At 68.5% G+C, this 23,710-nt stretch carries 27 protein-coding genes; 11 read left to right on the top strand and 16 right to left on the bottom strand.

The window, feature by feature from the left end; genetic code table 11:
- The 8 genes from Q7J26_RS14510 to Q7J26_RS14475 all read left to right on the top strand — a co-directional run.
- On the top strand, window positions 1-675 hold a 675-nt coding region (locus Q7J26_RS14510; RefSeq protein ID WP_304937109.1), incomplete at its 5' end, for a 1-(5-phosphoribosyl)-5-[(5-phosphoribosylamino)methylideneamino] imidazole-4-carboxamide isomerase.
- A 31-nt stretch (window positions 676-706) separates the two neighbouring features.
- On the top strand, window positions 707-1,474 hold the full coding sequence (hisF, locus tag Q7J26_RS14505; RefSeq protein ID WP_304937108.1) for an imidazole glycerol phosphate synthase subunit HisF: 768 nt from the start codon (window positions 707-709) through the stop codon (window positions 1,472-1,474).
- A 184-nt stretch (window positions 1,475-1,658) separates the two neighbouring features.
- Window positions 1,659-2,282 carry a bifunctional phosphoribosyl-AMP cyclohydrolase/phosphoribosyl-ATP diphosphatase HisIE gene (gene hisIE, locus Q7J26_RS14500; RefSeq protein WP_304937107.1) on the top strand — a complete coding sequence of 208 codons (624 nt, stop codon included), beginning with the start codon at window positions 1,659-1,661 and terminating at the stop codon, window positions 2,280-2,282.
- Between the two features lie 70 nt (window positions 2,283-2,352).
- The gene (gene zwf, locus Q7J26_RS14495) at window positions 2,353-3,810 is read left to right on the top strand and encodes a glucose-6-phosphate dehydrogenase (RefSeq protein ID WP_304937106.1); all 1,458 of its coding nucleotides are present in this window, start codon (window positions 2,353-2,355) and stop codon (window positions 3,808-3,810) included.
- A complete protein-coding gene (gene pgl / locus Q7J26_RS14490; RefSeq protein ID WP_304937105.1) occupies window positions 3,803-4,519 on the top strand; it encodes a 6-phosphogluconolactonase in 717 nt (238 codons plus the stop codon). The genes zwf and pgl overlap by 8 nt, the downstream gene beginning before the upstream one ends.
- 1 nt (window position 4,520) lies before the next feature.
- On the top strand, window positions 4,521-6,410 hold the full coding sequence (gene edd / locus Q7J26_RS14485) for a phosphogluconate dehydratase (protein WP_304937104.1): 1,890 nt from the start codon (window positions 4,521-4,523) through the stop codon (window positions 6,408-6,410).
- 28 nt (window positions 6,411-6,438) lie between these two features.
- Complete coding sequence (gene glk, locus Q7J26_RS14480) at window positions 6,439-7,410, top strand: glucokinase (protein WP_304937103.1); 972 nt, start codon at window positions 6,439-6,441, stop codon at window positions 7,408-7,410.
- 81 nt (window positions 7,411-7,491) lie between these two features.
- Window positions 7,492-7,797 carry a hypothetical protein gene (locus Q7J26_RS14475; RefSeq protein ID WP_304937102.1) on the top strand — a complete coding sequence of 102 codons (306 nt, stop codon included), beginning with the start codon at window positions 7,492-7,494 and terminating at the stop codon, window positions 7,795-7,797.
- Window positions 7,798-7,846: 49 nt separating this feature from the next.
- Here Q7J26_RS14475 and Q7J26_RS14470 read toward each other — a convergent pair whose 3' ends face one another.
- The 6 genes from Q7J26_RS14470 to folP form a co-directional block, all read right to left on the bottom strand.
- On the bottom strand, window positions 7,847-8,650 hold the full coding sequence (locus tag Q7J26_RS14470) for a DUF1295 domain-containing protein (RefSeq protein ID WP_304937101.1): 804 nt from the start codon (window positions 8,648-8,650) through the stop codon (window positions 7,847-7,849).
- A gap of 37 nt (window positions 8,651-8,687) precedes the next feature.
- A complete protein-coding gene (locus Q7J26_RS14465; RefSeq protein WP_304937100.1) occupies window positions 8,688-9,269 on the bottom strand; it encodes a nucleotidyltransferase family protein in 582 nt (193 codons plus the stop codon).
- A complete protein-coding gene (thiD, locus tag Q7J26_RS14460) occupies window positions 9,266-10,066 on the bottom strand; it encodes a bifunctional hydroxymethylpyrimidine kinase/phosphomethylpyrimidine kinase (RefSeq protein ID WP_304937099.1) in 801 nt (266 codons plus the stop codon). Before thiD ends, Q7J26_RS14465 begins: the two co-directional genes overlap by 4 nt.
- A complete protein-coding gene (locus tag Q7J26_RS14455) occupies window positions 10,063-10,407 on the bottom strand; it encodes a multidrug efflux SMR transporter (protein WP_287929905.1) in 345 nt (114 codons plus the stop codon). The genes thiD and Q7J26_RS14455 overlap by 4 nt, the downstream gene beginning before the upstream one ends.
- Window positions 10,408-10,450: 43 nt before the next feature.
- A complete protein-coding gene (locus Q7J26_RS14450; RefSeq protein ID WP_287929888.1) occupies window positions 10,451-10,807 on the bottom strand; it encodes a DMT family protein in 357 nt (118 codons plus the stop codon).
- A gap of 65 nt (window positions 10,808-10,872) precedes the next feature.
- A complete protein-coding gene (gene folP, locus Q7J26_RS14445) occupies window positions 10,873-11,706 on the bottom strand; it encodes a dihydropteroate synthase (RefSeq protein WP_304937098.1) in 834 nt (277 codons plus the stop codon).
- Between the two features lie 208 nt (window positions 11,707-11,914).
- On the opposite strand from folP, the gene Q7J26_RS14440 reads away from it, so the two are divergent.
- Window positions 11,915-12,340 (top strand): GreA/GreB family elongation factor, encoded by a 426-nt coding sequence (locus tag Q7J26_RS14440; protein WP_304937097.1) that lies wholly within the window; start codon window positions 11,915-11,917, stop codon window positions 12,338-12,340.
- Here the strand turns inward: Q7J26_RS14440 and Q7J26_RS14435 are convergent.
- The 9 genes from Q7J26_RS14435 to tolB form a co-directional block, all read right to left on the bottom strand.
- Entirely contained in the window at window positions 12,337-12,633 is a 297-nt protein-coding gene (locus tag Q7J26_RS14435; protein ID WP_304937096.1) for a transcriptional regulator, read from the bottom strand. The two genes, Q7J26_RS14440 and Q7J26_RS14435, sit on opposite strands and share 4 nt — an antisense overlap.
- Window positions 12,634-12,636: 3 nt before the next feature.
- Window positions 12,637-13,290 (bottom strand): hypothetical protein, encoded by a 654-nt coding sequence (locus tag Q7J26_RS14430; RefSeq protein ID WP_304937095.1) that lies wholly within the window; start codon window positions 13,288-13,290, stop codon window positions 12,637-12,639.
- Window positions 13,291-13,351: 61 nt separating this feature from the next.
- Window positions 13,352-14,566: an acyltransferase family protein gene (locus tag Q7J26_RS14425; RefSeq protein WP_304937094.1), complete on the bottom strand. Its 1,215-nt coding sequence runs from the start codon at window positions 14,564-14,566 to the stop codon at window positions 13,352-13,354.
- A gap of 276 nt (window positions 14,567-14,842) precedes the next feature.
- A complete protein-coding gene (ftsH, locus tag Q7J26_RS14420; protein WP_304937093.1) occupies window positions 14,843-16,807 on the bottom strand; it encodes an ATP-dependent zinc metalloprotease FtsH in 1,965 nt (654 codons plus the stop codon).
- Window positions 16,804-18,153 carry a tRNA lysidine(34) synthetase TilS gene (gene tilS / locus Q7J26_RS14415; protein ID WP_304937092.1) on the bottom strand — a complete coding sequence of 450 codons (1,350 nt, stop codon included), beginning with the start codon at window positions 18,151-18,153 and terminating at the stop codon, window positions 16,804-16,806. Before tilS ends, ftsH begins: the two co-directional genes overlap by 4 nt.
- Window positions 18,144-18,992: a tol-pal system YbgF family protein gene (locus tag Q7J26_RS14410; protein WP_304937091.1), complete on the bottom strand. Its 849-nt coding sequence runs from the start codon at window positions 18,990-18,992 to the stop codon at window positions 18,144-18,146. Before Q7J26_RS14410 ends, tilS begins: the two co-directional genes overlap by 10 nt.
- A 43-nt stretch (window positions 18,993-19,035) precedes the next feature.
- Window positions 19,036-20,172, bottom strand: a complete 1,137-nt coding sequence (locus tag Q7J26_RS14405) for a DUF3667 domain-containing protein (RefSeq protein WP_304937090.1) — start codon at window positions 20,170-20,172, stop codon at window positions 19,036-19,038.
- Between the two features lie 109 nt (window positions 20,173-20,281).
- Window positions 20,282-20,836 (bottom strand): peptidoglycan-associated lipoprotein Pal, encoded by a 555-nt coding sequence (gene pal, locus Q7J26_RS14400; protein ID WP_304937089.1) that lies wholly within the window; start codon window positions 20,834-20,836, stop codon window positions 20,282-20,284.
- Window positions 20,837-20,951: 115 nt separating this feature from the next.
- Complete coding sequence (gene tolB, locus Q7J26_RS14395; protein ID WP_304937088.1) at window positions 20,952-22,325, bottom strand: Tol-Pal system beta propeller repeat protein TolB; 1,374 nt, start codon at window positions 22,323-22,325, stop codon at window positions 20,952-20,954.
- A 142-nt stretch (window positions 22,326-22,467) separates the two neighbouring features.
- Between tolB and Q7J26_RS14390 the strand changes: the two genes are divergently transcribed.
- Together Q7J26_RS14390 and Q7J26_RS14385 are read left to right on the top strand one after the other, a co-directional pair.
- A complete protein-coding gene (locus tag Q7J26_RS14390) occupies window positions 22,468-22,695 on the top strand; it encodes a CopG family transcriptional regulator (RefSeq protein WP_304937087.1) in 228 nt (75 codons plus the stop codon).
- Window positions 22,692-23,129 (top strand): TA system VapC family ribonuclease toxin, encoded by a 438-nt coding sequence (locus Q7J26_RS14385; protein WP_304937086.1) that lies wholly within the window; start codon window positions 22,692-22,694, stop codon window positions 23,127-23,129. Before Q7J26_RS14390 ends, Q7J26_RS14385 begins: the two co-directional genes overlap by 4 nt.
- 3 nt (window positions 23,130-23,132) lie before the next feature.
- On the opposite strand, the gene Q7J26_RS14380 is transcribed toward Q7J26_RS14385, so the two are convergent.
- On the bottom strand, window positions 23,133-23,710 hold a 578-nt coding region (locus tag Q7J26_RS14380; RefSeq protein WP_304937085.1), incomplete at its 5' end, for a hypothetical protein.

The following is a 23,710-nucleotide window of genomic DNA, read 5'->3' as shown; positions in this document are numbered from 1 at the left end:
GGCAAGTTCGACCAGGTGACGCAATATGACGAACAGCCCGCCGCCCGCCTCAGCGCCTTCGCGGCCGAGGGCGCCGAGTGGATTCACATCGTCGATCTGGACGGCGCCGAGGCCGGCGAGGCCATGCAGCACGCCCTGATCGGCGACCTGACCAAGGCCATCCAGGTCAAGATCCAGTCCGGCGGCGGCGTCCGCGGGGCCAATGACGTGGCCAAGCTGCTTGACGCGGGCGTGTCGCGCGTCGTCGTCGGCTCGCTGGCGGTGACCCAGCCCAACGACGTCGCCGCCTGGCTCAAGGGCTTCGGCGTCGAGCACATCACCCTGGCCCTGGACGTCAAGATCGAGGACGGCGTGCCCGTGCCAGCCCTGAAGGGCTGGACCCAGTCGTCGGGCGTCACCCTGTGGGAGGCGCTGGATCGTTATCCCAAGGGGACGGCCAAACATCTGCTGGTCACCGACGTCGGCCGTGACGGCGCCATGACCGGCCCCAATCTGGAACTGCTGGCCGAAATCCGCCGCCGCCGCCCGGATCTGGTTCTGCAGGCCTCGGGCGGCGTCTCGTCGCTGGAGGATCTCGCGGCGGTCAAGTCGCTGGGCTGCAACGGCGCCATCGTCGGCCGCGCCCTGTATGAGAACCGTTTCACCCTGCCCGAAGCCATAGCGACGGCGGCATGACTGCCCATTCTCCAGACAAGAGGGCGGTCCAGTGACCGCCCGACGGATAATCCCCTGCCTGGACGTCAAGGACGGCCGGGTGGTCAAGGGCGTCAAGTTCGTCGGCCACACCGACATGGGCGACGCCGCCGAACTGGCTGCCCGATACCGCGATGCGGGCGCCGACGAACTGGTCTTCTACGACATCACCGCCAGCCCCGAGGGCCGGACGCTGGACTATGGCTGGATCAAGGACATCGCCCGGCTGCTGGACATCCCCTTCTGCGTCGCCGGCGGCATCCGCAGCGTCGATCAGGCCGCCCGCTGCCTGGATCACGGCGCGGACAAGGTGTCGATCAACTCTCCCGCCCTGGAACGCCCCGAACTGATCGCCGACATGGCCGCACGGCTGGGCAGCCAGTGCGTCGTCGTCGGCGTCGACAGTCGACTGGAGGACGGCGAATGGGTGGTCCACAAATACACCGGCGATCCCGACGCGCGCCGCCGCGCCGGCAAGCGCACTCTGGACTGGCTGGATGAGGCGCAAGGCCTCGGGGCCGGCGAGATCGTGCTGAACTGCATCGACCAGGACGGGGTGCGCAAAGGCTATGATGTCGAACAGCTGTCCGCCGCCCGCGCGCGACTGACCATCCCCCTGATCGCTTCGGGCGGCGCCGGCGCCCCCGAGCATTTCAAGGCCGTGTTCGAACAGTCGGACGTCTCCGGCGCCCTGGCCGCCAGCGTCTTCCACACCGGCGCCATCGCCATCCCGGACCTCAAGGCCTATCTGGCGGGCGAATGCCTGGAGATGAGATTGTGACCCCCACCCCGAAATCCTCCCCCCCTGGGGGAGGGGGAGCGCCGCGCCTCTTGCGCGGTGGTGGAGGGGGCCCGCCCGCGCGCTGCCGCCCGACGTTCCACACCCCGCACGCCCTTACCCCCTCCACCACCCTTCGGGCGGTCCCCCTCCCCCAGAGGGGGAGGATTTTTGAGGAGAGGATCCCATGATCGACCCCACCACCATCGATTTCGAAAAAGGCGCCGGCCTGGTTCCCGTCGTGGTGCAGGACGCCGCCACGCTCCAGGTCCTGACCCTGGCCTATATGGACCGCGCGGCCCTGGACGAGACGCTCGCGTCCAAGGAGGCCACCTTCTTCTCCCGCTCGCGCGGCGGACGCTGGCGCAAGGGCGAGACCTCGGGCGACCGGCTTTATGTCGTCGGGATCACGGCCGACTGCGACAGCGACGCCCTGGTGCTGGCGGTCAATCCGGTCGGCGACGCCTGCCACCTGCACCGCACCAGCTGTTTCGGCGACGCCGACGCGCCGGGCCTGGGCCGTATCGCCCGGCTGGAACAGACCATCGTCGAACGCGCCGCCGCAGATCCGTCCGAAAGCTGGACCGCCAAACTGATGGCCCAGGGCGTCAAACGCATCGCGCAGAAGGTCGGCGAGGAGGGCGTGGAGACCGCCTTGGCCGGCGTCGCCGGTCCGGACGAGGAACTTGCCAGCGAGGCGGCCGATCTGGTGTATCACCTGTTGGTCCTTCTCCACGCCCGTAACATGGTGTTTCAGGACGTGCTGGACGTGTTGGCCTCGCGTGCGGAAGCGGGCAAAGCCCCCGGCTAAGGCCCGACCAAGACGAGGCCGAACCCTAAGGACGTGCGTTCCCGCCCAGGGGATGATCGAGGAAATTGCGATGGCGGCTCTCATTCTGTTCGGCGGCGGCGGCGATCTGGCGATGCGCATGCTTTTGCCGTCGCTCTATTTCCTGGAGCATGACGGCCTCCTGCCCGAGGGCCTGAAGATCATCGGCGCGGCCCGGTCCGAGGAAACGCCAGACGAATATGTGGCCAAGGTCCATGACGCGGTGAAGGCCAAGGCCGAGGCGGACAAGGCCTGGGACGACCATAGCTGGGCCGAGATGAAAGCCCGCCTCGACTATCTGGCCGTGGACGCCACCGACCCCGCCAGCCTCAAGGGCTTGAAGGACCGCGTCGGGGACGACGAGGTCACCTCCTTCCTGGCCGTGTCGCCGTCGCTGTACGGCCGCATCGTCACGGCGATGAAGACGGCCGGCCTAGCCGAGCGCAACTGCCGCATCGTGCTGGAAAAGCCGGTCGGCCGCGACCTCAAGTCCTTCCTCGAGATCGACGACGCCGTGGCCCACGCCTTCCGCGAGGACCAGGTGTTCCGCATCGACCACTATCTGGGCAAGGAGACGGTCCAGAACCTGACGGCGCTTCGTTTCGGCAACACCATCTTCGAGCCGCTGTGGAACAATCTGACCATCGACCACGTCCAGATCACCATCGGCGAGACGGTGGGCGTCGGCGACCGCTGGCCCTATTACGACGAATACGGAGCATTGCGCGACATGCTCCAGAACCACATGCTCCAGCTGCTGTGCCTGGTGGCCATGGAGCCGCCGTCGGACCTGGATCCGGAATCGCTGCGCAACGAAAAGGTCAAGGTGCTGCGGTCCCTGCGCCCCATCACCCACGAGGATGCGGAACGCGTCACCGTGCGCGGCCAGTATGTGGCGGGCGTGTCCGAGGGCAAGCCGGCCAAGGGCTATGATGAGGAACGCGGCGCCGACTCCGACACCGAGACCTTCGTCGCCATCCGCGCCGACATCGACAACTGGCGCTGGGCCGGCGTGCCCTTCTTCATGCGGACCGGCAAGCGGCTGCCGGAGAAGCGCACCGAGATCGTCATCCAGTTCAAGCCCGTCCCCCACTCCATCTTCGACAACGAAGAGGGCGAGGCCCCGGCCAACCGCATGATCATCGAGCTTCAGCCCGAGGAAGACATCTCGCTGACGGTGATGAACAAGCGCCCCGGCCTGGACAAGCGGATGCAGCTCCAGCCCATCACCATGAGCCTGTCGTGGGGCGTCGACGGCAAGAGCGCCGCCCCGCCGCGCCGCCGCATCGCCTATGAGCGTCTTCTGCTAGACGCCATGCACGGCGACTCCACCCTGTTCGTCCGCCGCGACGAAGCCGAACAGGCCTGGAAATGGGTGGACGAGGTCGCCGAGGCCTGGGCCGAGTCCGGCCAGAAGCCCGACGAATATGTCGCCGGAACCTGGGGCCCGGACAGCGCCGACATGCTGATGATGCGCACCGGCCGCGAATGGAACACCACCGATGTCTGAGACGCCTGTGATCGAAACCTTCCCCACCGTCGACGCCTGGGCCGAGGCCATCGCCGTGCGCCTGTCCGAGACCCTGGGCGCCGCCGTTCGCGACAACGGCCGGGCCGTCTTCGCCGGCCCCGGCGGCTCGACCCCCGCCCCCGTCTATCGCCGCCTGGCGGCGACAGATCTGGACTGGGCCAAGATCGCCGTCACCCTGGTTGACGAACGCTACGTCCCCGAGACCTCCCCTGAGTCCAACGCCCGGCTGATCCGCGACGTCCTGCTGCAGGACAAGGCCGCCGCCGGCCGCTTCATCCCCCTCTATACGCCCGAGGTCACGGTGGACCGCGCCGCCGCCGTCGCCGCCCATGCCCTGGCGGCGGAAGGCGGTCGTTTCGACGCGGTCCTTCTCGGCATGGGGGAGGATGGCCATATCTGCTCCATGTTCCCCAACAGCCCCACCCTGAAGACCCTGCTGACCCCGACGCTGAAGCCGACCGTCCTGGGCGTGCCCCACGGCCGCGACGGCGCGGCGCCGACCCTCGAGCGCCTGTCGATCAACCTGGCCTACCTGATGTCCGCCGGCCGGGTGATCCTGGGCCTGAAGGGCGCCGCCAAACGCCGCGTCTTCGAACAGGAGGCCCAGGGCGATCCCAAGATCCAGCCCATCGCCGCCCTGATCGCCGCGGGCGTCCCCCTCGAAGTTCTGTACACGGAAGCCAGCTGACATGACCCTGCACCCCACGGTGGCCGCGGTCACCGCCCGGATCGTCGAGAAAAGCCGCGCCACCCGCGCCGACTACATCCGTCGCATGGACGCCGCCCGCGACAGCGGGACCGGCCGCGCCAAGCTGAGCTGCGCCAACTGGGCCCACGCCTTCGCCGGCCAGACCATCGCCGACAAACTCACTTCGATGGACGGGTCCAAGCCCAATCTGGGCATCGTCACCGCCTATAACGACATGCTCTCGGCCCACCAGCCGTTCGAGCGCTTCCCCGGCGTAGTGCGCGAGGCGGTGCGTCAGGTCGGCGCCACGGCTCAGGTCGCCGGCGGCACCCCCGCCATGTGCGATGGCGTCACCCAGGGCCGCCCCGGCATGGAGCTGTCGCTGTTCAGCCGCGACGTCATCGCCATGTCCACCGGCGTCGCCCTGACGCATGACGCGTTCGACGCCGCCCTGATGCTGGGCGTCTGCGACAAGATCGTGCCCGGCCTGTTCATGGGTGCCCTGGCCTTCGGCCACCTGCCCGTCGTCTTCGCCCCCGCCGGCCCCATGCCCTCGGGCATTCCGAACGCCGAAAAGGCCCGCGTCCGCGCCGAGTACGCCCAGAACAAGGTCGATCGCCAGACCCTGCTGGAAAGCGAGATCGGCTCCTATCACTCGCCCGGCACCTGCACCTTCTACGGCACGGCCAACTCCAATCAGATGATGATGGAGCTGGCGGGCCTGCACATGCCCTCGACCGCCTTCGTCCATCCGGACACCGGCCTGCGCGACGCCCTGACCGCCGCCGCCGCCCAGCGCGCCGTCGAACTGGCCCGCAGCGGCGAGAGCCGCATGGCCGACGTCATCGACGAGAAGTCCATCGTCAACGCCATCGTCGCCCTGCTGGCCACCGGCGGCTCGACCAACCACGCCATCCACCTGGTCGCCATGGCGCGGGCCGCGGGCGTGCTGATCGACTGGACCGACATGGACGAGCTGTCGTCCGTCACTCCCCTGCTGGCCCGCGTCTATCCCAACGGCTCGGCCGATGTGAACGCCTTCCAGGCCGCCGGCGGCGTCGCCTTCGTGGCCCGCGAACTGGCCCAGGCCGGCCACATCCACTCCGACGTCACCACCATCATGGGCAAGGGCATCGAGCCCTATTTCCAGGAGCCGTCGATGGTGGACGGCCAGTTGGTCTGGCGCGACGGGGTCAAGGAAAGCCTGGACCTCGACATCCTGCGCCCCGCCTCCAACCCCTTCGACAAGGAGGGCGGTCTGCGCCTGGTCAAGGGCGATCTGGGCCGCGCGGTCATCAAGATCTCGGCGGTCAAGCCCGAGAACCGCATCGTCGAGGCCCCCGCCGCCGTCTTCGAGACCCAGGAAGACGCGCTGCAAGCCTTCAAGGACGGTAAGCTTTACCGCGACGTCGTGGTGGTCCTGCGCTTCCAGGGCCCCAAGGCCAACGGCATGCCGGAACTGCACAGCCTGTCGCCCGCCCTGTCGATCATTCAGGACAAGGGGTTCAAGGTCGCCTTCGTCACCGACGGCCGCATGTCGGGCGCCAGCGGCAAGACCCCCGCCGCCATTCACGTCTCGCCTGAGGCACTGGCCGGCGGCCCCCTGGCCCATGTCAAGGACGGCGACATCATCCGTCTGGACGCCGAGGCCGGGGTTCTGACCACGGTGGGCGTCGACGACCTGTCCGCCCGTCCCGCCGCCGCTCGCGGCGACGCCAACGCCGCCGGCACGGCCTGGGGCTATGGCCGCGAACTGTTCGGGGCCTTCCGCCACGTCGTCACCACCGCTGAAGAAGGCGCGACCGTCTGCTTCGCCTTCCCTAGCGGCGCCCAATCGCATACGGACACGCCTCCCGATCCGAACTTCGTCGACCGGACCGTGGACGCCTGATCCGCCGCACCGACCCAGGAAACGCCTCATGAATGACAAGACCCTCCTCGTCGGTGACGTCGGCGGCACCAACGCCCGGTTCGCCGTCGCCCGTATGGTGGACGGCAAGCCTGTGCTGGACCACCACGAAAGCTTCCCGGCCGAGACCTATCCGACCTTCCTGGAAGGCGTCGCCGCCTTCATCGAGGGCTGCGAGGTCAAGCCGACCGGCGGCGTCATCGCCGTGGCCGGCCCCGTCACCGACGGCGCCATCGACCTGACCAACTCGCCCTGGCAGGTGTCCGAAAGCGAGCTTCAGACCCTGGGCCTGAAGCCGGTCAAGCTGATCAACGACTTCGAGGCCCTGGCCTGGGGCGCCCCCGTGGTGCCGGAAGACCAGCTGGAAAGCCTGGGCGGTCCTGTAGACGGCGACCCCCATTCGACCGTGGCGGTCCTGGGCCCCGGCACCGGCTTCGGTGTCGCCGCCCTGGTGCGCGACGCCCACGACAGGGAAATGGCCATGCCGTCGGAAGGCGGCCACGCCTGCTTCCCCCCCGGCGATCCGGTCGAGGACGAGATCCTGCGCATCCTGCGCCGCCGCTATGATCGGGTCTCCATCGAACGCCTGATCTGCGGCCCCGGCCTGCTGAACATGCACCGGGCGCTTGCCGAGATCGACGGTCGCGAGACCCATATCGACGACCCGGCCCAGATCACCGAAACGGCGATGAAGGATCCCAACAGCCCGTGCGGCGCCACCCTGGCCCGTTTCTGCGCCATCCTGGGCGCGGTCGCCGGCGACATCGCCCTGACCACGGGCGCGCGCGGCGGCGTCTATATCGCCGGCGGCATCGTCCCGCGCATCCTGCCCTTCATCAAGGCCAGCCCCTTCCGCCAGCGGTTCGAGCGCAAGGGCCGGTTCAAGGACTATATGGCCGACATTCCGACCAAGGTGATCATGCACAAACACGCCGCGCTTCTGGGCGCCGCGCGGGTCGCCTTCGCCGAAGCCGAGAACTGATCGTCTCGAAAATTATCACGGCGGCGTGAACCCATCCGCCGCCGTGACGTTTCCTCCGCTCCAAAAACGGAAGGAAACGCCATGAAAAAGTTCGCCATCGCCGCCGCCTCGCTGTTCGTCCTGTCGGGCGTCGCCGCCTGCGGTGAAAGCGCCGCCGACAAGGCAGCCGAAAGCCGTGCCGACGCCGTCGAGGCCACGGGTGAAGCCCGCGCCGACCAGCTGGAAGCCCAGGCCGACGCCGCCCCGACCGACGCCCAGGAAGACGCCCTGAACCGCCAGGCCGACCAGGTCGAGGACAACGCCGACCGCAAGGCCGACCAGATCGAGCAACAGGGCGGCAACGCCGACGGCGGCATGACCACCAACAACACCCCGACCACCAACTAAGGTCGGCGCCTATCGGCCCCCGTCGTTCGCGGCGGGGGCTTTTTGCGCCTTAACCCGCCTTCGGCGGCCACGGCACAAACGCACTCGTCCGCTTCACATAGTCCGCATATCCCGGCCGCGACTTGTTGATCGCCTTCTCGGTAATCCCGATCCCCGACCAGCGCGTCAGGGTGAAAGTCAGGAAGATCGGCCCCGCGATCGACCACAGGCCGACGCCCGTCTCGGCCGCGATCAGCCACAGCCCCCACCAGACGCAGGCGTCGCCGAAATAGTTCGGATGCCGCGTATAGCGCCACAGGCCGGTGTCCAGCACCCGGCCCTTGTTCGCCGGATCGCGCTTGAACGCCGCCAACTGGGCGTCGCCGACGCTCTCGAACACGATCCCAACCACAGCCAGCACCGCCCCGACCCCGGCGATCACGCCCAACCCCGGCTGGGCCGCCGCCTGTCCCAACTGCACCGGCAGCGACGTCAGCCAGGCCAGCACGGCCTGGGGCAGAAACACGAACAACAGCGCCGTCTTGGCGAACGACCAGCCCTTGTTCCGTTCCTGATCCTCGACGATTTGCACATACCGCCCGTCCGCCCCACTGGCCCGCCAGCGCCGGAACAGGTGCCAGCCCAGCCGCAGCGCCCAGACCGCGCACAGCCCGACCAGCAGCCCCTTGCGCGCCGGATCGCCGTCGGCGCGCGGCAGGGTCGCCAGGGCCAGCAGCAACATGCCCAACGGCCAGACCGCATCGATGAAACTGACGTCCTTCAGCCTCAGGGCGACCAGCCACAGGCCGAGCATCACGGCCACGATCAGAGCCAGGTTCAGTCCCAGCAGAATGAGGATGTCGGTCAGGGTCATGGGCCTGATACGGCGGCGGCAGGACTGTGGATGGCGCCTAAGCCGGTTCGACCACGCTCAACTCCGGCCACCGCCCCCGCGCATTCTCAATCGTCTTGGCCCAGCCCTTGGCCAGCGGCCGGTTCGGGTTCGGCCGGACGACCATGGCGAACACATCCTCCAGCCCAAAGGGCGCCGCCACGGTGATCGTGTCGTCCGCCTCCAGCCGCACCCCGACGGCGAAGGTCGGAGCCACGAACCGGCCCAGGGCTTCGTCGGTCGAGTGCAAGGGCGCATAGGGCTCGCCGAACCGGTTCTGGAACCACAGGTGCACCCGCGCCTGATTGCGGACCTCGACCTGGCTGCGGAAGGGTTCGTCGAAGGCGGCGGCGACCTGTTTGATCACGACGTCCTCGGCTTCGTAGGACAGGTCGGCGCCGTCGAAATAGGCCAGGTCATAGTCCTTGATCCCGTATCCCGCCGGCCGACCCGTCCGGGCGTTCCACACCGCCTGATAGACGGCGCCCGACACCAGCCGCCAGTCGCGCAGGCCCAGCCCCCGCACCGTCCGCAAGACGTGCATCAGGCCGAGATCGGCGCGGACGACAGCGATCAGTTCCTCGGTCAGGGCGTCGTTCATCCCCGAACCGGCCAGCCGTGATCCAGCGGCCCATGCCCGCCGCCCAGGCCGGGCGCCCGCCGGATCGCCTCGCCGACATAGGCCCAGGCTTCCGCCACCGCGACCTCCAGCGGCCGCCCCAGGGCCAGGCCCGCCGCGCACGCGCTCGCCAGGGTGCAGCCGGTGCCGTGGGTGTGGCGGGTGTCGATCCGTTCGGCCTCCAGCACCGTTTCCCCGTCGACCGTCATCAGCAGGTCGATCACCGTCGGCCCGTCCACATGGCCGCCCTTCATCAACACCGCCCGCGCGCCCATGGCCAGCAGGGCCTCGCCCGCCCGCCTCTGGCCGTCGATGTCGCGCACCGCCAGCCCGGTCAGGGCCTCGGCCTCGGGCGCATTGGGGGTCAGAAGCGCCGCGCGCGGGATCATCAGCCGCCTCACCGCCTCCACCGCCGCGTCCGGCAGCAGCGGATGGCCGCCCTTGGCCACCATGACCGGATCGACCACGGCCGGCGCGTCGGCCTCGTCCAGCAGGGCCGCCACCGTCTCGACCACCTCGACCGAGCCCAGCATGCCGGTCTTGAAGGCGTCGGTCCCGATGTCCTCCAGCACGGCCCGCGCCTGGGCCGCAATCAGTTCCAGCGGCAGCGGATGGACGCCGTGGACCCCCAGGGTGTTCTGCACCGTGATCGCCGTGATCGCCGTGGCGGCGAACCCGCCCATCATCGTCACCGCCTTGATGTCGGCCTGAATCCCCGCGCCCCCGCCGCTGTCCGACCCCGCCAGGATCAGCACCCTCCCCTGGTGAACCCCGCTCATGCGTGCGCCCCCGAGAACAGCTTCAGGCCCACGATCCCGGCCACGATCAGCAGGATGCACACCGCCCGCACCGCCGTCGCCGGCTCGCCATAGACCACGATCCCGACCAGGGCCGCGCCCACCGCGCCGATCCCGGTCCAGATCGCATAGGCGGTCCCGATCGGCAGCTTCTGCGTCGCCACCCACAGCAGGACCATGCTGGCGGCCAGGGCGACCAGCACGCCCAGCGACGTCAGCGGCCTTTGCAGGCTGACGTTCTTCAGGCCGGACGCCCACAGCACTTCCAGCAGACCGGCGACGACCAGCGTCACCCACGGATTGATCGACATGATCCAGGACATGCCGACCAGATGGCCCAGCCCGCGGTTCCGCACAAGCGCGGCCTCACGCCCCAAGCGGTCCCTTGAAGATGAAGAAGGCGCCCAGGCCGATGAAGCCGAACCCGACCAGATGGTTCACCGTCAGCTTTTCGCCCAGGTACAGCACCGAGAAGCCGGCGAAGACCAGCAGGGTGATCACCTCCTGCATCGTCTTCAGCTCCGCCGCCGAATAGACCTGATGGCCGATCCGGTTGGCCGGCACCGCCAGCCAGTATTCGAAGAAGGCGATGCCCCAGCTGGCCATGACCAGCAGCCACAGCGGCTTGTGATCGAACTTCAGATGGCCGTACCAGGCGAAGGTCATGAAGACGTTCGACAGGGCCAGCATGACGATGGGGGCGATATAGGGGGTCAGGGGCATGGGGCGGCGACCGAGGTTGTTGCTGAAACCGCCCTACACCGCCCGCGACGTCCCGTCGCGGGTCTTCAGCCCGCCGCTACGGCCGCCTGCACCTTCAGCGCCTGCACCGTCTCGCGCACGTCATGGACCCGCACCATCCGCGCCCCGCGCCGCGCCCCCTCCAGCGCCAGGGCCAGCGAGCCGCCCAGCCGGTCGGTCGCCTCGACCGCCGTGGGATCGATGGCCTGGATGGTCCGCTTGCGGCTGGCGGCATAAAGCACCGGGAACCCCAGCCCGACCAGCACGTCCAACCGCGCCGTCAGCGCCATATTGTGGTCCAGCGTCTTGCCGAACCCTATGCCCGGATCCAGCCAGATCTTCTCCCGCGCCACCCCCGCCGCCATCGCCGCCTCGGCCCGGTCGCGCAGATAATCCCGCACCTCCGCCACCACGTCGCCATAGCGGGGGTCGGCCTGCATGGTGCGCGGTTCGCCCTTCATGTGCATCAGCACCACGTCGCACCCCAGTTCGGCCGCGACCGCCAGACTATCGGGCGCCTGGCTCAGGGCCGTCACATCGTTCCACATCGTCGCCCCGGCGGCGACGGCGGCGCGGGCCACGGCCGGCTTCATCGTATCAACGCTGATCGCCCCGTCCCACCGCGCGCGAACCGCCGCGATCACCGGCGCGACCCGGTCGATCTCCTCGGCCTCGCCCACCGGCTCCGCCCCCGGCCGGGTGCTCTCGCCCCCGATGTCCAGCACCGCCGCCCCCTGCGCGACCAGCCGCAGCGCATGATCCACCGCCGCCGCCGTCGAGGCCCACCGCCCGCCGTCCGAGAAACTGTCCGGCGTGACGTTCACGATCCCCATGACCTGCGACAAGACGGACATCGGCGAGGTTTGACTTTCACGCTTCATGAGATCAGCCTCTAGACGTGATCACCCCGCTCGTCAGCCAGGCTCGACGCCTTTCTTACGCAGGACGCCTCGTCGCAGGCCACTGACCCGGAACGGCCGCGCGCCTTTCGCCCCGTTCCGGGCGACGATCTGAAACCCGATTATCCTCAGCCTTCATGTGACGCGCGCAACGCGCGTCTGCAGGCGTTTGCGATCAAAGAGCCGAACCATGACCCAATCCACCGCCCGAACCACGCATCCCTCGCGCCCCGACATCTTTCTCAGCGCCAAGGATCACCAGACCCTGTCGCGCCTGGTGGGCGACATGCCCGCTGAAGGCGTCGCCGGCCTGTTGCAGGAAGAACTGGAACGCGCCGTCATCTGCGAGCCCGGCGATCGGCCCAAGGGGGCGGCGCCGCTTCACCGCTGGCTGCACTATGTCGATGGCCGCTCGCCCCAGCCGCGCCGCATCCAGATCGTCCTGCCGAACGAGGCGGACATCGACGCGGGCAAGGTGTCCGTCCTGTCCTACGTCGGCGCCGGCCTGATCGGCCTTGTGGAGGGCCACACCATCGCCTGGACCGATCCATCGGGCGCGGACCGCCGCCTGACCCCGGTCATGATCGAGGATCCGGAAACCCCCGGCGGCGACTAACGCCCGATCAGCCCGCCCAGCGCCTCCAGATAGACGCCGAACGCCTTGCGGCCCTCGGGGGTGATCGACACCCGCGTCAGGGGCTTGTTGTTCACGAAGCTCTTGGCCACGGCGACATAGCCGGCCTCCTCCAACTTCTTGATATGGACCGACAGATTGCCCTGGGTCGCCTCCAGCACCGTCTTCAGCTCGGTGAAGTCGGCGGCCTCGGCGTCGGCCAGATAGACCATGATCCCCAGCCGCATGCGGCCGTGGATGACCTCGTCGATCCGCCCCAGGTCGTTCAGCCCCATGGATCAGCCGGCGTCCGCATCGACGGCGCGCGCGCGCAGGGCGTCGCGCGTCATGATCCAGCCCGGTCCGGCGAACAAGGCGAACAGGGCGGCGGTGCAGACATACAGATACAGGATCGGCTCTCGTACCAGCAGGCCCAGGGCGACCGCCGTGACCCAGGCCCCGACCGACGCCGCCAGCATCCAGACCTTCTTCTTCAGGGTCCAGGCCACGAACCAGGCCGCCGACTGGAGGGCGAAGATCATGGCCGGATAATAGAGCCAGATGGCGAAGTCCTCGTCCCGCGCCGCGCCGACACCGAATACGATGATGATGGCCAGATTGGCCATGCCCGCGCCGCTGAAGGCCGCGTTCAGGGTCCGGGTCACGATAGGCCCCGCCGTCCCGATCTTGCGGTCCTCGCGCACCGCCCACATCAGCACGATCAGAAAGGCGACGGTGATCCCGGCCACAAAGGCCAGATTGGCCAGGCCCGGCCAACGGATCCAGCCCACGGCCTGGCCGATGTGGAAAAGGCACTGCAGGCCGTACAACAGGCCGCCCGCCAGATAGGCCACGCCCAGGGTCAGGGTCGCCTTGGGATTATTCCCGCCCTGAACGATGGACCTCAGAAAGGCCAGGTCGGCTTCGGGCGTGCTGCGGGACGTGTCGATCATCGATGATTCCTCTGCGGCCGGCGCGCCTCTTCGGATGGACGCGGCGGCCGGGGTTGGCAAGCTATTCGGCGGGAGAGAAGGCGTTCGGAACGGGCTTGCGCCACGGCACGCGCCGTCCATTCAGCCAGCGGCCCATGAAGCTGTGCCGGATCAGCAGCTCATAGCTGGCGACCGAGACGGCCAGCACCCCGCCGACCACAAGCCCCAGCTTGACCGCCCAAGGCATGGCCCAATCCTGAACCAGCACCTGGGCCGCCATCACCAGCGGCAGATGGACGATGTAGATCCAGTATGAGGCGTCGGCGACGTATCGCCTCGCCGCGCTGTGTCCCCCAAAGAACCGCAGCGCCAGGGCCATGGCCGCAAAGGCCGAGGCGTAGGTGGCGACCCCGAAGGCCGCCGCCGTCATCGCCTTGGTCGCCGGATCGGTCATGGGGACCAGATGGGGGTCCGGCCCGCCCGCCAGCATCAGGGCCGTGGTTCCGGCTCCCATCGCCAGTCCCAGATAGGCAGGCCACCAGGCCTGTATGCGGGCCAACAGATCGCGTCGGCGGTCCAGCAGGGCGCCGAAGCCGAAGGCCAGGCCGAACCCGACCAGGGCTGGGGTATTGGGGATCAAGCCGGCGTCCGGCGTCGGCACGCCGAAGAAGGCGATCCAGTTCGGCTGGAACCACAGGGCCAAGGCCAGCGGCGCCCCCAGCACGAACGGTCCCCACGGGCCTATAAGACCGGCCGTCACCCTATCGACCACGCGCGCCCAGGCGCCGGTCCGGTCCAGCGCGGCAAAGGGCGCCCTTAGAAGCAGCAGGGCGACATAGAAGATCAGCAGCGCCCACAGGAACCACAGGTGGGTCAGCGGAATATTGGTCCAGTCGTATGCCGGCGTCGGTGGCGCATCGGCGGCCGTCATTCCCTGCAGGCCCGCGTTCCAGATCAGCACCACGACGATGGCCGTCAGCACCAGTCCCCAGAAGACGGCCAGCGGCGCGGCGATCCGCACCAGGCGGTTCTTCACGAACCCCCACACCCCCGTGCGCCCCATCATCATGTGGGCGAACAGCCCCGCGATCAGGAAGAAGGTCGTCATCCGGAACAGGTGGATGACGAAGAACAGACCGCTGGCCCACACCGACCGCTGGTCGTCGCCGACGATCCAGATCTGGGTCGGAAAGAAGGACATCGAGCCGTGAAGCACCACGCCCAGAAGCAAGGCCCCGCCTCTCAGCGCGTCGAGCCCGTGCAGGCGCTCGGTTGAACCCGTCTCGGATATCGACATGACGCTCTCCCGTTTGGAGAACGCCGTATCTCACAGACTAGTCTGTAATGCAAACTAGTTCATGGTACCCCTGGATTGGGGCAATGGGCGTGGCGACGCAGGCAAAGAAAAACCCGCCGGGAGATCGCTCTCCCGGCGGGTCCATTCTCCATCGTCATCCTCGGGCTCGACCCGAGGACCGTATGTTCAACCGCGTTGCGTCAAGGGCGAAGCACAGCCCGGTCCCACGCCAATCCCCGGGGTCAAACCCGAGGATGACGGAGGAGACGCCTCGGCTCAGTGCACCGTCGGCACGCTGGTCGCGGCCGGGGCGGCGACCGGAATCTCGACAGTGGTTCCGTCCGAGACCGGCGTCACCGGCACCGAGACCGAAGGCCCGGCGTTGGGGAAGTTGTTCTCGTCGCGGTTCGGGGCGACGCCCTTCTCCAGCAGGTCCTTGATCTCTTCGCCGGACAGGGTCTCGTATTCCAGCAGGGCCTGCGACAGCTTCTCGTGGTGATCGGCCTTGTCGGTCAGGATCTTGCGCGCCTCGTCCCAGCCCGAGGACACCAGACGTCGGACCTCTTCGTCGATGGTGCGGGCCGTCTCTTCCGAGACGTTCTGGCTGCGGGCGACGGAGTGGCCTAGGAAGACCTCCTCCTGATTGTCGCCATAGGCCACGGTGCCCAGCTTCTCGGAGAAGCCCCAGCGCGTGACCATGGCCCGCGCCAGCTTGGTCGCCTGTTCGATGTCCGACGACGCGCCCGAGGTGATGTTCTCCTTGCCGAAGATCAGCTCCTCGGCCACCCGGCCGCCGGCCATGATGGCGATCCGGTCGATCATCTGCTGGTATTTCATCGAATAGCGGTCGCCTTCCGGCAACTGCATCACCATGCCCAGGGCGCGGCCGCGCGGTACGATGGTCGCCTTGTGCACGGGGTCGGCCATCTTGACGTTCATGGCGACGATGGCGTGACCGGCCTCGTGATAGGCGGTCAGGCGTTTTTCTTCCTCGTTCATCGCCATCGAGCGACGCTCCGACCCCATCAGGACCTTGTCCTTGGCGTCTTCGAAGTCGCGGTGCGTGACCATGCGTCGGTCTTTGCGGGCCGCCGTCAGGGCCGCCTCGTTGACCAGATTGGCCAGGTCGGCGCCCGAGAAGCCGGGCGTGCCGCGCGCGATGGTCTTGACGTTGACGTCGGCGGCCAGGGGCACGTCCTTCATGTGGACGCGCAGGATGCGTTCGCGGCCCGAGACGTCGGGGTTGGGCACCACCACCTGACGGTCGAAACGGCCGGGACGCAGCAGGGCCGGGTCCAGCACGTCGGGACGGTTGGTGGCGGCGATCAGGATGATGCCTTCATTGGCCTCGAACCCGTCCATCTCGACCAGCAGCTGGTTCAGCGTCTGTTCGCGCTCGTCGTTGCCGCCGCCCAGGCCGGCGCCGCGATGGCGGCCGACGGCGTCGATCTCATCGATGAAGATGATGCAGGGCGCGTTTTTCTTGGCCTGCTCGAACATGTCGCGCACGCGGCTGGCGCCGACGCCGACGAACATTTCGACGAAGTCCGAACCCGAGATCGAGAAGAAGGGCACGCCGGCTTCACCCGCGACGGCGCGGGCCAGCAGCGTCTTGCCGGTGCCGGGAGGGCCGACCAGCAGGGCGCCCTTCGGAATCTTGCCGCCCAGGCGCTGGAACTTGCCCGGATCCTTCAGGAAATCGACGACCTCCTGCAGTTCGTCCTTGGCCTCGTCCACCCCGGCGACGTCGTCGAAGGTCTTGCGGCCCTTGTGCTCGGTCAGAAGCTTGGCCTTGGACTTGCCGAAGCCCATGGCGCCCTTCGCCCCGCCCTGCATCTGGCGCATGAAGAAGATCCACACCCCGACCAGCAGCGCGATCGGCAGAATGCCCATCAGCAGGCTCATCCAGATCGACTGGCGCGTGGTCTTGGCGTCGACGTTGACGTTTGCGGCCAGCATGGAGTTGACCAGCTGCTCGTTCGGATAGGGGGTGGTGGCGGTGAAGCGGCCGTCGTTCTTGTAGACGCCGTTCACCTGGTCGCCGCGAATGGTGGCTTCCTTGACGTCGCCGGCCTCGACCCGCTGCACCAGCTGGGAATAGGTGATTTGTTCGGGGCGGCCGGCGCCCTGAGCGCCCTGGGCGCCCATGCCGGTCATGGCTCCGCCTTGCGACACGGCGGCGTAGGCCGCGAGCAGGGCCAGGATGATAACGCCCGTAATCGCCAGATTTCGCAGGTTCATTGAGGTCCTCGGTCGTCCGCCGGCCCGGATTGAGCCCACGGTCTGGATTGTCTGTCACCGAAAATAGGCGCTTCGGCTGCGTTACGCCATGGCGACGCAATCAGATCGTCTTCATGCGTCGTTTCGTCCAGCGCCAGCCTGAGCCGTTCCGCGACAAGATCGCGCTGTTCGACCCCGGCCTGTGCAAGAACCGGCCCGGCCTGCCCGTCCCGGATCAGGACGGGGACCGCGCCGCGCGCCGCCGCAGGCGACAGGTTCACCGTCGCCCGATCTGCAGCCGACAGGGCCGACAGCCGCCCCCGCGCCGGCACGACCGACCAACCGGCCTGCGACGCCCGAAAGACGAACCGTCCGTCCCATACCGCTTCGACGCCGGGATGCAGCAACAGCGGCGGCGGCGCGCGCCGCGCCAGCTCCCCGGCCTCGCGCATCAGCAGTACCGTCTCCCCATCCGCCTCGACCCGCGCCCCGCACAGGACGGCGGCGAAATCCTCACCCGCCTGCAGCCGCTGCATCAGTCGCTCCAGCCGATCCCCGCGCGGCGGCGCGGCCCCGCCGCCGACGCAGACCAGGGCCGCCGCCAGCCCCCTGGCCCCCACGCCGCGCGCGACCCGCACCGTCCCATCGCGGTTCGCCGCGATCCCCTCGGACGACAGGCGGTCCCGCCCCGCCGCCGCCCCGTCCGGAACTGTTCCCGCCAGCGACTGCCGCGCCCGGCTGCGGCCGAAGCGCGGGTCGGCGTTAGCCGGGTCCTCGATCCAGTCCGCCCCCTGGCCGGCCAGCCAGGCCCGCAGGGTCTCGCGGCGTTCATCCAACAGGGGCCGCAACAGCATCAGGCCCCGACCCTCGGGCCAGACCGGCGACGGCGACCATTCGCGCACCCGCCCCAGGGTCGAGCCCTCGGCCCGCATCAGATCCGCCTCGGCGATGTCGTCGGCCGTATGGGCGAACAGGACGACCCGCGCCCCGATCTCGCGCGCCGCTGCGGCGATCAGCCGATGACGCGCCGTCCGCGCTGCTGCGGTCAGTCCGGTCGCGGGTTTGTCCCCGTCCCAGACCAGGCCGCGCCAGTCGGCGCCCGCCGCCCGCGCCGCCTCGCCCGCGAATCGGGTCCAGTCGGCGCTGGCCGGGTTCAGGCGATGATCGACGCTCAAGGCCGTCAGCGGCCGCCCCCGCGCCTTGGCCCAGGCGGCGGCCAACCTCAACAGGGCGATGGAGTCTCCCCCGCCCGACAAGGCCAGGGCGACCGGCTGAAAGGCGTCCGCACTCAGCCGCCGATCCAGCCGCGCGAAGAGACGGGCGGCGAGACCCGTATCGGTTCCGTCGATCTCGGGCCTCAGCTGCACCCGGCCGTGGTGCGCATCTGGGTCGCGCGGGCCTTCAGCGTGTCCGACGCGGCGGGCGCATAGCGGCGCGTGAACTCGCCCAGGGCCGCGCAGCCCTGGGTCTTGCGGTCGGTGGCGAACAGGGCGTCGGCCAGTTTCAGCGTGGTGTCGGCGGCCCAGCCGATGCGCGGCCAGTCCTTCAGGGCGGCGGCGTAAAAGGGCACGGCGCCCGCCTTGTCGTTCGACGATGCGCGGATGTCGCCCAGGCGCGAGTTGGCCTCGCGCGCCTGGGGCGTATCGGGCCAGGCGGCGACCACGGTTTCAAGCGCCCGCGCGCCGCGCGCCCGGTCGCTGCTCATCAACTGCACCGCCGCCGCCAGATCCTGGGCCGCGTCGCCGGTCGGGGAATGGGCTTCGATGGGGGCGTTCAGCTCGGCCGCCGTCTCCAGCTTCTCGATCCGGGCCTCGGCGTCCAGCAGCCGGGTGCGCAGGGCGGCGCTGTCGCGCTGGGCCTCGTCCAGCTGGAAGGTCAGCCGCTCATTGTCGCCGTTGATACGGCGCACCGTGGTCTCCAGATCGCCGAGACGCTGGTTCAGAAGACCGAACTGTCCCTGCAGGGTGACCACCTCGGGATCGGGCTCGACCAGCACCGGCTGGCCGGCGGCGTTGCGCTGGGTCAGGGCCCGCTCCAGCCGACGGACGTTGCGGTCCAGCTGTTCCAGCCGGCGATTGTCCCACTGGGTCGGCTGCATGATGTTCGGCGCGGCCTGCTGGGCGACGGCGCCCCCGGCGATCAGGACCAGGCCGACGGCCGTGGCGGCGAAGGCGCGGCTGCGCATGAAGGAGAGCTTGAAGGTCATGGGTCGCTAGGTTCCACCGATTTGGGGCCGCCGCAAGGCGCGGTCAGTGCCCCAGGCCCAGATAGACGATGGCCGTAATGAACAGGGCCACCACGATGTTGCAGAAGAACAGCAGCAGAACCGTCCGCCACAGGGCCGAGAAGATCTGCAGACTGTAGGCCCCCTTCAGCTGGGCGAAGACATGGACGGGAATGGCGGCGAAACCGATCATGGCGACCAACCCGCCCAGGGCGCTGTTGATCGTGCCGGCCAGCACCATGATCATCAGCAGCAGGGCCATGAAGGTCAGCGAATACAGCACGAACACCCCGTGGTCATACAGGGTGAAGCCCCGTCGCCACAGGAACAGAAGCGCCAGGAAGGGGATCGAGAACGGCACCAGCAGGAAGGCGAACTTGTACATCGTCTGCTGCAGCTTGTAGACCGCCAGGTCCGGATTCTGCAGTTTTTTCAGCACTGTAGCGCCGAACCCGTGATCGTTCTTGTCGGCCTCATGGCCCATGACCTTCAGCTTGGTCGTGCCGCCCGAAACATCGTCGCCCGAGGCGATGTCCTTGATGCTGGCCTGCCAGCTGCCCGGCTTCAGCCCGTCGGCCCGCCCCTCGCGCTGTTCGGTCTCCAGCCGCGTCAACGCGGCCTGCTTCTGGGCCACCAGGGCCTCGCCCGCCTTGATCCCTACGCTGGCCATGCCGGACGGGTCCGTGGCCGCCTCGGCGCGCACTTCGGCCAGACTGTTTTCCGCCTCGACCAGTTCCTGACGCTGCGCCTGAATGTCCTCGGCCAGCACCACGGGCGCCGACGGCTGGGGCATGAAGCTCAGCGCGAAGAACATCACGAACAGGGTGAACAGAAAGATCGCCAGCGGCGACACATAGCGGGTGCGCCTGCCCTCGACCCATTCCCGCGTCAGCCGGCCGGGATTGAAGGCCAGCAGCGGCAGGGTCCGCCAGACGCGGGCGTCGAAATGCATGACCCCGTGCAACAACTCTTCGCCCAGGTGCAGCAGGGTGCGGTGCACATGGGTCGCCTGGCCGCAGTTGGCGCAGAAGTTTCCGCTGGTCGCCGCGCCGCAGTCGGAACAGACGCCATGCCCCGCCTCGCCCGCATGCCCTGTCGGCTTCTCGACCGCCCCCGCGATCAATCCCCCGGTGATCGCGCCACCGGCCCCTTCGATATCCAAACGCCAATCCCCCGATCGAACCAAGCGTCACCTAGCTCACCCGGCGGGCAAAAAGAAAGAGGCGCCGGCCTTCGCCGACGCCTCCATCCGTCTCAGCCTGTCGGTCGTCTCAGCGCGGGGCGCCCGAGACGATGGCTGTGTGGGCGTTGCGGTTGCGCGCCCAGCTGTCCTCGCTGGAGCCCTCGGCGATCGGACGCTCCTTGCCGTAGCTGATGGTGTCGATCCGGCCGGCCGGGACGCCGCGGTTGATCAGATAGGTGCGAACGGCCTCGGCGCGGCGGGCGCCCAGGGCCAGGTTGTATTCGCGGGTGCCGCGTTCGTCGGCGTTGCCTTCGATGCGGACAGTGACCTGCGGATAGCGCTGCAGCCACTGGGCCTGGGCGTCCAGGCGCGGCATGGCTTCCGAACGGACGTCATAGGAGTCCAGGTCGAAATAGATGCGGTCGCCGACATTGACGACGAAGTCCTGTTCCGTCCCCGGCGCGGCGGCGCCCATGTTTCCGCCCGACACCGGCCCCGTCGGGGCGGTCGGATAGGCCGGGCCGGTCGGCGCGGTTTCTGGACCGGTCGGCACGGCGCCCTCCACGGGCTTGCGGGCGCAGGCGGCCATGGCGGCGACGGCGCAGCCGACCATGGCCAGGGTGATGATGCGGGAAGTCTTCATGGGGTCGTCTCCTGACACTTTGAAATTAGGACGGCGGCCTAAAGCTTGGCCTTATAGTTTGCCCAGGCCCGATTTCGAGCGCCAGACTGAATAACACACTGTTGAGCGAACGGGCTCAGGTCGGGCAGCTGTCGGCCCCCTGGCCATAGCCCAGGTTCGACGGCGGCGTGTCCAGCAGCGGCGACCAGGCAGGGTCCGTGCCCCGGCCGTTGTAGCCCGCCTGGGCCACCACCCGCCCCGACAGGTCCACGGTCCACAGCCGCGTATCCCCGCCCCGCGTCTGGCGCGCGAACATCACATAGCGGCCGTTGGGGGCCCAGTTCGGACCTTCCTCGAAATAGCTGGACGACAGGATGCGTTCGCCCGACCCGTCGGCGTTCATCACCCCGGTCGAGAACCGACCGCCGCCGCTCTTGGTGAAAGCGATCAGATTGCCCGTCGGACTCCAGGCCGGCGCCGTATAGGTGCCGCCGCCGCGTGAGATCGGCCGCTGGCCCGAGCCGTCGGCCCGCATCACATACAGCCGCGCCTGGCCCGACCGGTCCGAGTTGAACACGATCTGGCTGCCGTCCGGGCTGAAGGAGGGCGAGGTGTCGATGCCGGGATCCGAAGTCAGGCGCGACAGCTGCCGGCTGCGCAGGTCCATCACATAGATGTCGGTATTGCCGCCCCGGATGATCGAGAAGGCGATCTTGTTGCCGTCGTTCGAGAAGCGCGGCGCCAGGACCTGGCCGTCGAACTCGCCCAGGCTTTCGGTGCGGCCCGTGGTCAGGTTGCGCAGATAGATGCGGCTATAGTCCTTGCCCAGCGCCACATAGGTGATCTCGTCCGGCTGCGAGGTCGAGAAGCGCGGCGACATGATGATCTCGTCGCCCTGGGTCAGATAGGTGGGATTGAACCCGTCCTGGTCGGCGATGGTCAGGCGGTTGATCCGGTTCAACTGCGTCCCCTCTTCCGAGACGAAGATGACGCGGGAATCGAAGAAGCCGGTCTCGCCGGTCATCCGCTGATAGATGACGTCCGAGATCTTGTGCGCGATCCGGCGCCATTGCTCCTGGGTGGCCGTGAACTGATAGCTGACCAGTTGGCACTGACGGTAGGGATCATAGAGGCGGAAACCGACATCCAGCCGGCCGTCGCCGCGCGGCGTCACCCCGCCGTAAAGCACCGCCTGGGCCCCGATCTGGGTCCACTGCGGGAAGTTGGGCGCATTGGCCAGGGTCAGGCCGGTCTCGATGAAGCCGGCGGGGTTCAGCGGCTCGAAGAAGCCCGACCGCCGCAGATTGCCGCTGACCACATTGGAAATGTCCGCCCCATGATCGCCGGTGAAGGGCACGATGGCGATCTGCAGGGGTTTCAGCACGCCCTGATCGATCTCGACCTCGACCGGCTGGCCCGCCTGCGCCGGAGCGGTCTGCCCCTGGGCCTGGGCCGAGGACACGCTCATCGCCACGACGGCGGCCGAGGCCAGAAGAAGGTTCAGACGCATGGAATGCTCCCGTAAATATCGAAGGATCGCCGCCCCTTATCGCCGGGTCGTGTGACATTCGCCAGCTTCAAGCCGAATGGGGCGACTTTCAGGACGGCCTAATCACATTGATGCGTGATGCGTGATGCACTATCTTCCACCCATGCGCACCACCCTCGCCATTGACGACGACGTGCTGAACGCCGCACGAGCTATCGCGGTCCATCAAGACCGCACGATTGGCGAAGTCGTGTCCGAGCTCGCGCGACAGGCGCTGCAAAAGCGGGAAACGACCATCCGCTTTCGCAACGGCGTTCCCCTTCTGCCGGATCGGCCAGGACCAATGGTCACGCTAGAGGATGTCAACGCGCTTCGCGACGAACTGCCTTGACCTATCTGCTGGACGTCAATGTGCTGATCGCCCTCGTCGATCCGCGTCACGTCTTTCACGATACGGCGAACGGTTGGTTTCAGCGCGAGGCCGCAGGGTCATGGGCCACCTGCCCGATAACCGAAAACGGCCTGGTCCGGATTGTCGGCAACAGTCGCTATCGCAATCCGGTCGGGCCTCCGTCCGAGGTCGTTCGGATTCTCGAACTGTTGCGGGACATGCCGGGTCACGTCTTCTGGCCGGACGCCATCAGCCTGGCGGACGACCGCCTGTTCGATCCATCGGGCCTGACGACGCCCGAACAGATCACCGACGCCTATCTGCTGGCTCTGGCCGTCTCGAACAGCGGTCGGCTGGCGACGCTGGATCGACGCCTGTCGCCGGACGCGGTCAGGGACGGGCGAGCGGCCCTTCACCTGATCACCGACACCTGACCCTCAGCGATTCCGGCAGGCCCGCTCCGTGTTGAACGTCGGGCGATAGGCCCCGCCCGGGAAGCCCTGGGGCACGTCGAACGGCGCTGTCTGGCGCAGCGCCCTGAGCGCGCCGTCGGCGGCGGCGCGATAAACCGACGACGACTGCGGATTGATCAGCGACGGTCCGCGCGTGATCCGTCCGTCGGCCGAAAGGGTCAGCTCCACCTGGATCCGCAGCTGGTCGGCGCCGGGGATGTCGCAGGGCAGGACCCAGTTCGGATAGACCTGGTTGAAGATGGCCGTCACCTGCGGCCCGGTCGCCTGGGACGCCGTCCCTGAACCCTGCTGACCCGTCGCCGGACGGCCGCGATTATTGGTCGGCCGCGTCGGCCCCGCCAGGGCGTCCAGATCCAGACTGGGCTCGTCGCGTTTCGGCGCAGGCCGGGCGGGCGTCGCCGGGGTCGGTCGCGGCGGCGTCGGACGCGCCTTCTCGGGCGTCGGCGGCGACGGACGGGGCGGCGTGGGCCGCGGCGGGGTCGGGGTCGGGCGCAGTGTGGGACGCGGCGGCGCGGGCGTTGGGGTCGGCGGCGGCGGCGTGG

The sequence above is a fragment of the Brevundimonas sp. genome, from assembly GCF_030656255.1.
In the GTDB taxonomy this organism is placed as follows: domain Bacteria; phylum Pseudomonadota; class Alphaproteobacteria; order Caulobacterales; family Caulobacteraceae; genus Brevundimonas.
Note: the sequence above shows the minus strand (reverse complement) of the source record. Positions and strands in the feature narration are given on the sequence as shown.

What these genes read in the sequence shown, in the direction of transcription:
- Q7J26_RS14450 (WP_287929888.1), bottom strand. Translation starts at nt 10,807, where the DNA reads ATGCCCCTGACCCCCTATATCGCCCCCATCGTCATGCTGGCCCTGTCG.
- folP (WP_304937098.1), bottom strand. Translation starts at nt 11,706, where the DNA reads ATGAAGCGTGAAAGTCAAACCTCGCCGATGTCCGTCTTGTCGCAGGTC.
- zwf (WP_304937106.1), top strand. Translation starts at nt 2,353, where the DNA reads ATGGCGGCTCTCATTCTGTTCGGCGGCGGCGGCGATCTGGCGATGCGC.
- Q7J26_RS14435 (WP_304937096.1), bottom strand. Translation starts at nt 12,633, where the DNA reads ATGGGGCTGAACGACCTGGGGCGGATCGACGAGGTCATCCACGGCCGC.
- edd (WP_304937104.1), top strand. Translation starts at nt 4,521, where the DNA reads ATGACCCTGCACCCCACGGTGGCCGCGGTCACCGCCCGGATCGTCGAG.
- tolB (WP_304937088.1), bottom strand. Translation starts at nt 22,325, where the DNA reads ATGCGTCTGAACCTTCTTCTGGCCTCGGCCGCCGTCGTGGCGATGAGC.
- Q7J26_RS14425 (WP_304937094.1), bottom strand. Translation starts at nt 14,566, where the DNA reads ATGTCGATATCCGAGACGGGTTCAACCGAGCGCCTGCACGGGCTCGAC.
- Q7J26_RS14475 (WP_304937102.1), top strand. Translation starts at nt 7,492, where the DNA reads ATGAAAAAGTTCGCCATCGCCGCCGCCTCGCTGTTCGTCCTGTCGGGC.
- hisIE (WP_304937107.1), top strand. Translation starts at nt 1,659, where the DNA reads ATGATCGACCCCACCACCATCGATTTCGAAAAAGGCGCCGGCCTGGTT.
- Q7J26_RS14465 (WP_304937100.1), bottom strand. Translation starts at nt 9,269, where the DNA reads ATGAACGACGCCCTGACCGAGGAACTGATCGCTGTCGTCCGCGCCGAT.
- pal (WP_304937089.1), bottom strand. Translation starts at nt 20,836, where the DNA reads ATGAAGACTTCCCGCATCATCACCCTGGCCATGGTCGGCTGCGCCGTC.
- Q7J26_RS14470 (WP_304937101.1), bottom strand. Translation starts at nt 8,650, where the DNA reads ATGACCCTGACCGACATCCTCATTCTGCTGGGACTGAACCTGGCTCTG.
- Q7J26_RS14410 (WP_304937091.1), bottom strand. Translation starts at nt 18,992, where the DNA reads ATGACCTTCAAGCTCTCCTTCATGCGCAGCCGCGCCTTCGCCGCCACG.
- Q7J26_RS14390 (WP_304937087.1), top strand. Translation starts at nt 22,468, where the DNA reads ATGCGCACCACCCTCGCCATTGACGACGACGTGCTGAACGCCGCACGA.
- thiD (WP_304937099.1), bottom strand. Translation starts at nt 10,066, where the DNA reads ATGAGCGGGGTTCACCAGGGGAGGGTGCTGATCCTGGCGGGGTCGGAC.
- Q7J26_RS14440 (WP_304937097.1), top strand. Translation starts at nt 11,915, where the DNA reads ATGACCCAATCCACCGCCCGAACCACGCATCCCTCGCGCCCCGACATC.
- Q7J26_RS14455 (WP_287929905.1), bottom strand. Translation starts at nt 10,407, where the DNA reads ATGTCCTGGATCATGTCGATCAATCCGTGGGTGACGCTGGTCGTCGCC.
- Q7J26_RS14430 (WP_304937095.1), bottom strand. Translation starts at nt 13,290, where the DNA reads ATGATCGACACGTCCCGCAGCACGCCCGAAGCCGACCTGGCCTTTCTG.
- pgl (WP_304937105.1), top strand. Translation starts at nt 3,803, where the DNA reads ATGTCTGAGACGCCTGTGATCGAAACCTTCCCCACCGTCGACGCCTGG.
- glk (WP_304937103.1), top strand. Translation starts at nt 6,439, where the DNA reads ATGAATGACAAGACCCTCCTCGTCGGTGACGTCGGCGGCACCAACGCC.
- ftsH (WP_304937093.1), bottom strand. Translation starts at nt 16,807, where the DNA reads ATGAACCTGCGAAATCTGGCGATTACGGGCGTTATCATCCTGGCCCTG.